This window comes from Isoptericola sp. NPDC055881, assembly GCF_053615895.1.
In genome coordinates this window covers 1-6,304 of sequence record NZ_JBSHCR010000123.1, presented here as the reverse complement: position 1 = coordinate 6,304, position 6,304 = coordinate 1, and the positions used below count along the sequence as shown (strand labels likewise).

The following is a 6,304-nucleotide window of genomic DNA, read 5'->3' as shown; positions in this document are numbered from 1 at the left end:
GCGTCGCCCGCTCCCGCGGACGACGCGCCGGAGGTCCCGGAGGGCTGAGCCGCCGGGACCCGGTCGAGAGGCCGCCGGCTCAGCGGGCGGCGGGCCCGTCGTCGGGACCTTCGTCAGCCCCGTCGTCCGACGTCGGGGTGCTGCCCGGCTCGACGTCGGCGGACGCGCCGCCGCTCTCCGCGGCGCCGAAGATCTGCGCGAGGGCGGCGTCGACGTCCGACTGCTCGTCGGCCTGCGCGGCGCGCCGGGCGAAGTACCCCGCGGGGTCGTCGAGGTCCGCGGTCCCCGGCAGCAGGTCGGGGTGGTCCCAGACGGCGTCGCGCGCCTCCGGCCCGCCCTCTGCCATGACGTGCGCGAAGAGGGCCGTCGCGTCGCGCGAGCGACGCGGCCGCAGCTCGAGGCCCACGAGGGTGGCGAAGGTGTGCTCCGCGGGCCCGCCCGCCGCGCGGCGGCGGCGGATCATCTCGCGCAGGGGGTAGGTGTGCGGCAGGTGGGGGAGCGCGGCGGACGCGGCGACCTCCGTCACCCACCCCTCGACGAGCGCGAGGGCGGTCTCGAGGCGCAGCAGCGTGGCCTCCTGCTCCGGCGTGTGCTGCAGCCCGAAGACGCCGCCCGTGAGCGCGCCGCGCAGGGCCTCCGGGTCGCTGGGGTCGATGTCGCGGACCTGCTGCTCGAGCACGTCCAGGTCGATCGTGATGCCGCGCGCGTACTGCTCCACCAGTCCGTGCAGGTGGGCCGCGAGCCACGGGACGTGCGTGAACAGCCGCGCGTGCGCGGCCTCGCGCAGCGCGAGGAAGTGGCGCACCTCCTCCAGCGGCGCGTCGAGGCCGTCGGCGAACGCCGCGACGTTGGTGGGCAGCAGCACCGTCGCCGGCTCGGAGAGCAGCGGGACGCCGACGTCGGTGGACCCGAACACCTCCCGCGAGAGGGTGCCGGCGGCCTGGCCCACCTGCATGCCGAAGACGGCCGACCCGAGGCGGCGCATCATCTGGGCGGGGTCGAGGCCGCCGCCCAGCGCGCCTGCGGGCAGCCCGCCGAGGCCGGGCATGCCCAGCGCGTCGCCGTCGTCGAACCCGCCCGGCAGCTGGTCGCGCAGCACGGTCGCCAGCGCCTCGGCGACGGACGTCGCGACCGGCGCGACCAGGCGGTGCCACGCCGGCAGGGTGGCCTCCACCCACTCCGAGCGGCTCCAGGCATGGGTGCGGCCGCCGGCGGGCGGCAGGTCGGTCACGGCGTCGAGCCACAGCTCGGCCACCGCGAGGGCGTCGGTCGCGGCCTTGGCCTGGCCACCCGTGAGCGACGGGTCGCCTTCCGCGACCGCCACCTGACGGGCGACGTCGTGCGCCACGTCGGTGTTCACGGGACCGTCGCCGGACGCCGACAGCAGGCGCTGCACCTGCGCGAGGACGTGCTGCATGGTCGCCGGGTCAGGGGTGCCCGCCCCGGGCATCCCGGCAAGCGCCGCCGGGTCGATGCCCTGCGCGCGCATCTGCTCCAGCACCTCGTCGGTGCGTTCGCCGAAGAACCCCTCCAGCATCGAGCGCAGCATGCGCTCGCGCTCCTCGGCACCCTCGGGGTCGTCGGGAAGGTTGCTCATGAGGGCTCCTCGCCTGGCTGCGAAACGGCTAGGGAATGGTTGCGGGCGGTTCCGGTCGGACGGCGGCCGTGCCGACCGGATCACCGTAACCACCGACGACGTCCGACCGGGCCGTGAGGTTCCGGAGGTTCGCTCTGGGCGCAGATCCCCCGGAGACCCCTGACGGCCGAGGTCCGCGGGCCGCGGACCTGGCGCGGGGTCCAGGAACGTCGGCGATGATGTGGCGGTGACCTTCGACCGCGACATCATCGCGTCCGACGACCCCTCGGCGTCCGCGGACGGCGTCGTCCCCGCACCGCGCGCGTCGCGGCGCAGCGTGACCCTGGGCGTGTCCCTGCTCGTGACGGCGCTGCTCGCCGCGGTGCTCCTCGTGCTCCCGGCGCCGTACGCGATCCGGGCCCCCGGCCCGACCGAGGACACGCTCGGGCTCCAGGGGGCGGACGTGGCCGGGTCGGGCGCGACGTCGAGCGGCGGGAAGAGCGCGACGGCGCAGCCGGTGGTGGAGATCGAGGGAGCCAAGACCTACGACGTGACCGGCGAGCTGCGGCTCACCACCGTGAGCGTCTATGGCGGGCCGGGCGGCGACGTCCTGCTCGGTGACGTCCTGTGGGGCTGGGGCTCGGGCGAGCGGTCGGTGCAGCCGGTCGAGTCGATCTTCCCGGAGCAGACCACGCAGGAGCAGCAGCAGCAGGTAGGGCAGGCGCAGATGGCCGGGTCGGAGTCCTCCGCCACCGTGGCTGCGCTGACGGAGCTGGGGTACGAGGTGCCCGCCACGCTGACGGTCGCGGGCGTGGCGCCCGGGTCCGGGGCCGACGGGGTGGTGCGGGCCGGCGACGTCATCCGCAGTCTCGACGGGCACGACATCACCACCCACCAGGACCTGCTCGCCGACCTCGACGACGTCACCCCGGGCGACGACGTCGTGCTCGGCGTCGACCGCGACGGCAAGCCGGAGGACCTCACGGTCACGACGGCGGAGGGCGACGGGCGCGCGGCGCTGGGCGTGTACCTCGACCCGTCCTACGACTTCCCCGTGGACGTGACGATCCGGCCGGGGGACATCGGCGGCCCGAGCGCCGGCACGATGTTCGCGCTGGCGATCATCACCAAGCTCACGCCCGAGGACGAGCTGCACGGCGCGCACGTCGCCGGGACGGGGACGATGAGCGTGGACGGCGAGGTCGGCCCGATCGGCGGCATCCAGCAGAAGCTCTTCGGCGCCCGTGACGCCGGCGCGGACTGGTTCCTCGCCCCGGCGCGCAACTGCGACGAGGTCGTCGGGCACGTCCCGGACGGGCTGCGCGTCGTGAAGATGTCCACCCTCGACGACGCCCGCGCGGCCATCGAGGACATCGGCGCCGGGAAGGGTGCGGACCTGCCCACGTGCTCGTGACCGGCGCGTGAAGGTGCTGTCGCCCACGGGGGGACGAAGCGTGGGAACCTGAGGGATGACAGGGACGTTCACACCCAGAACGTCCGTCCGTCCCGAGCACGAGTGAGGTGCCCGCACCGTGTCCTTCGCTGCCCCGCCCCGTCGACGTCCCGGCCCCCCGGCCAAACGCCGACGCAGCCCCCTCGCGATCACGCTCGTGGTGGTCGCCGCGGTCGTCATCGCGCTGCTGCTCCTCGCCCAGTTCTGGACCGAGGTCATGTGGTTCGACGCCCTCGGCTTCGGCAACGTGATCTGGACGGAGTGGATCACGCGCGGGATCCTGTTCGTCCTCGGGTTCCTGGTGATGGGCGGCGCGGTCTTCTCCTCGTTCGCCGTCGCCTACCGGGTCCGTCCCGTGTACGCGCCGTCGACCCCTGAGCAGGCGACGCTCGACCAGTACCGGGAGGCGATCGAGCCCCTGCGCCGGGTCGTCACGATCGCGGGGCCGGTGGTCGTCGGGTTCTTCGCCGGCGTGGCCGCGTCCGCGCAGTGGCGCAGCGTCCTCCTCGCGATCCACCCGGCGTCGTTCGGCAAGACCGACCCGCAGTTCGGTCTCGACCTCGGGTTCTTCGTCTTCAGCCTTCCCGCGCTGCGGTTCGTCGTGAGCTTCTTCATGGCGGTCGTCATCATCGCGGGCATCGCGGCGCTGGTGACCCACTACCTGTACGGCGGCCTGCGGCTGGGCCCCGTGCCCGCCGGGACGCCGCGCACCACGCGGGCGTCCCGCGTGCACCTCGCTGTCCTTGGCGCGGTCCTCATGATCGTCATCGCCGCGAACTACTGGCTCGACCGGTACTCGCTCCTCACGGCGACCAACGGCAGCACCACCAACGCGCGGTACAACGGGGCGTCCTACTCCGACGTGCACGCCGTCATCCCCTCCAAGGAGATCCTCACGGGCGTCGCGGTGCTCGTCGCGCTGCTGTTCGTGGTGGCGGCGGTGCGCGGCACGTGGCGGCTGCCGGCGATCGGCGTCGGCCTCATGGTCGTGTCGGCCATCGCGATCGGCGGGATCTACCCGGCCGTCGTGCAGCGCTTCCAGGTGAACCCGAACGCCCAGGAGCTCGAGGCCGACTACATCCAGCGCAACATCGACGCCACGCACGACGCGTACGGCCTCGACAGCATCGACACGCAGCCGTACGACGCGACGACCGAGGCGGAGGCCGGCGCGCTGCGGGCGGACGCCGAGACCACGGCGTCCGTGCGGCTCCTCGACCCGCAGATCGTCAGCCCGTCGTTCCGGCAGCTGCAGCAGAACAAGCAGTACTACAACTTCGCGGACACCCTCGCGGTGGACCGGTACGACATCGACGGCAAGTCCCGCGACACCGTGATCGCCGTGCGCGAGCTGAACCTGGGTGGCCTCGGCGACGGTCAGCGCAACTGGGTCAACGACCACACCGTCTTCACGCACGGGTACGGGGTCGTCGCGGCGTACGGCAACCAGCCCGGCCCGGACGGCCAGCCGGCGTTCTACGAGGGCGGCATCCCCACGCAGGGGGCGCTGACCGACAAGGGCTACGAGCCGCGCATCTACTTCAGCCCCTCCACCACCGAGTACTCGGTCGTGGGCGCGCCGGAGGACACCAAGCCCTGGGAGCTGGACTACCAGGCGGACGACGAGCAGGGCGGCCAGCAGGTCAACACCACGTTCCCGACGCAGGACGTGAAGGCGGGCCCGTCCATCGGCTCGTTCGGCAGCAAGCTGCTCTACGCGCTGAAGTTCGGGTCGCAGGAGATCCTGTTCTCCGACCGCGTGACGGACCAGTCGCAGATCCTCTACGACCGGGACCCGATGACGCGCGTGCAGAAGGTCGCCCCGTGGCTGACCCTCGACCAGGGGATGTACCCGGCCGTCGTCGACGGGCGCGTCAAGTGGATCATCGACGCGTACACCACGTCGGACGCGTACCCGTACTCGACCAGCAAGCCGATGCAGGAGGCGACCGCGGACTCCCTGACCCTCGCCGCGCAGGGCGTGCCGGTGGAGATGCCGCCGGAGGTCAACTACATCCGCAACTCGGTGAAGGCCACGGTCGACGCCTACGACGGGTCCGTGACGCTGTACGCCTGGGACACCCAGGACCCGGTCCTCAAGGCGTGGTCTGACGTGTTCCCGACCTCGGTCAAGCCGCTGTCGGAGATCTCGGGCGACCTGATGAGCCACATCCGCTACCCGGAGGACATGTTCAAGGTCCAGCGGACGCTCCTCACGCAGTACCACGTGAACGACGCCGGCCAGTTCTTCTCCGGCCAGGACTTCTGGGCCAACCCGGAGGACCCGGTCGCGAGCGGCAAGGCGCCCGCGGCGAAGCAGCCCCCGTACTACCTGTCCCTGCAGATGCCGGGCCAGAAGGACTCGGCGTTCTCCCTGACGAGCACGTTCATCCCCGGCGGTAACACCGACCGCGAGATCCTCACGGGGTATCTCGCGGCCGACGGGGACGCGGGGAGCACCGCGGGCAAGGTGGCGGACGGGTACGGCGAGCTGCGGCTGCTGGAGCTGCCACGCGACTCGACGGTGCCGGGCCCGGGTCAGGTGCAGAACAACTTCGACTCGAACCCGACGATCTCCGAGCAGCTCAACATCCTGGAGCGCGGCTCGTCGAACGTCGTCCGCGGCAACCAGCTGACGCTGCCCGTGGGTGGTGGCCTGCTGTACGTGCAGCCCGTGTACATCCAGTCGGCCGGCGGCACGCAGTTCCCGCTGCTGCGCCGGGTGCTCGTCGCGTTCGGTGACCAGACCGGGTACGCGGAGACCCTGGACGAGGCGCTCGACCAGGTGTTCGGCGGCGACTCCGGCGCCAACGCCGGTGACGCCGCGGGCGAGGCGGAGACCGAGGTGCCGACGGCACCGGTCGAGGGTGGTGACGGCTCGACCGAGCCGTCGGCGGAGCCCACCACCGAGCCCACCACGGAGCCGACGACCGAGCCGACGACCGAGCCGAGCGGCGCTGCGACGCCGACCGGCGACCCGCAGACGCGCCTCAACTCCGCCCTGCAGGAGGCGAACGACGCCCTCGCCGACAGCGACCAGGCGCTGAAGGACGGCGACTTCACCGCGTACGGCAAGGCGCAGGACCGCCTGCAGAAGGCGATCGAGGAGGCCGTCGCGGCGGAGAACGAGATCGAGTCCGCCGGCTGACCGTCGGGGGAGCGCGGCGCGGGGTCGCCGGTCCGAGAGGGCCGGCGGGCCCGCGGCGGCTCCGGGCGCGCAGCCGCGGGGCCTGGGTCTTTTAAACCACTGTCGCTGCCGACGACAATGTTGGGGT

General features: G+C 72.8%; 3 protein-coding genes. 2 read left to right on the top strand and 1 reads right to left on the bottom strand.

The window, feature by feature from the left end:
• Positions 1–79 precede the first annotated feature (79 nt).
• Positions 80–1,597 carry a zinc-dependent metalloprotease gene (locus tag ACWGKI_RS20400; RefSeq protein ID WP_452189471.1) on the bottom strand — a complete coding sequence of 506 codons (1,518 nt, stop codon included), beginning with the start codon at positions 1,595–1,597 and terminating at the stop codon, positions 80–82.
• Positions 1,598–1,823: 226 nt separating this feature from the next.
• On the opposite strand from ACWGKI_RS20400, the gene ACWGKI_RS20395 reads away from it, so the two are divergent.
• Both ACWGKI_RS20395 and ACWGKI_RS20390 read left to right on the top strand, forming a co-directional pair.
• Positions 1,824–2,990: a YlbL family protein gene (locus ACWGKI_RS20395; protein WP_452189470.1), complete on the top strand. Its 1,167-nt coding sequence runs from the start codon at positions 1,824–1,826 to the stop codon at positions 2,988–2,990.
• 118 nt (positions 2,991–3,108) lie between these two features.
• Positions 3,109–6,177, top strand: coding sequence for a UPF0182 family membrane protein (locus ACWGKI_RS20390; RefSeq protein WP_452189468.1), 3,069 nt, complete (start codon positions 3,109–3,111; stop codon positions 6,175–6,177).
• Positions 6,178–6,304: the final 127 nt, after the last annotated feature.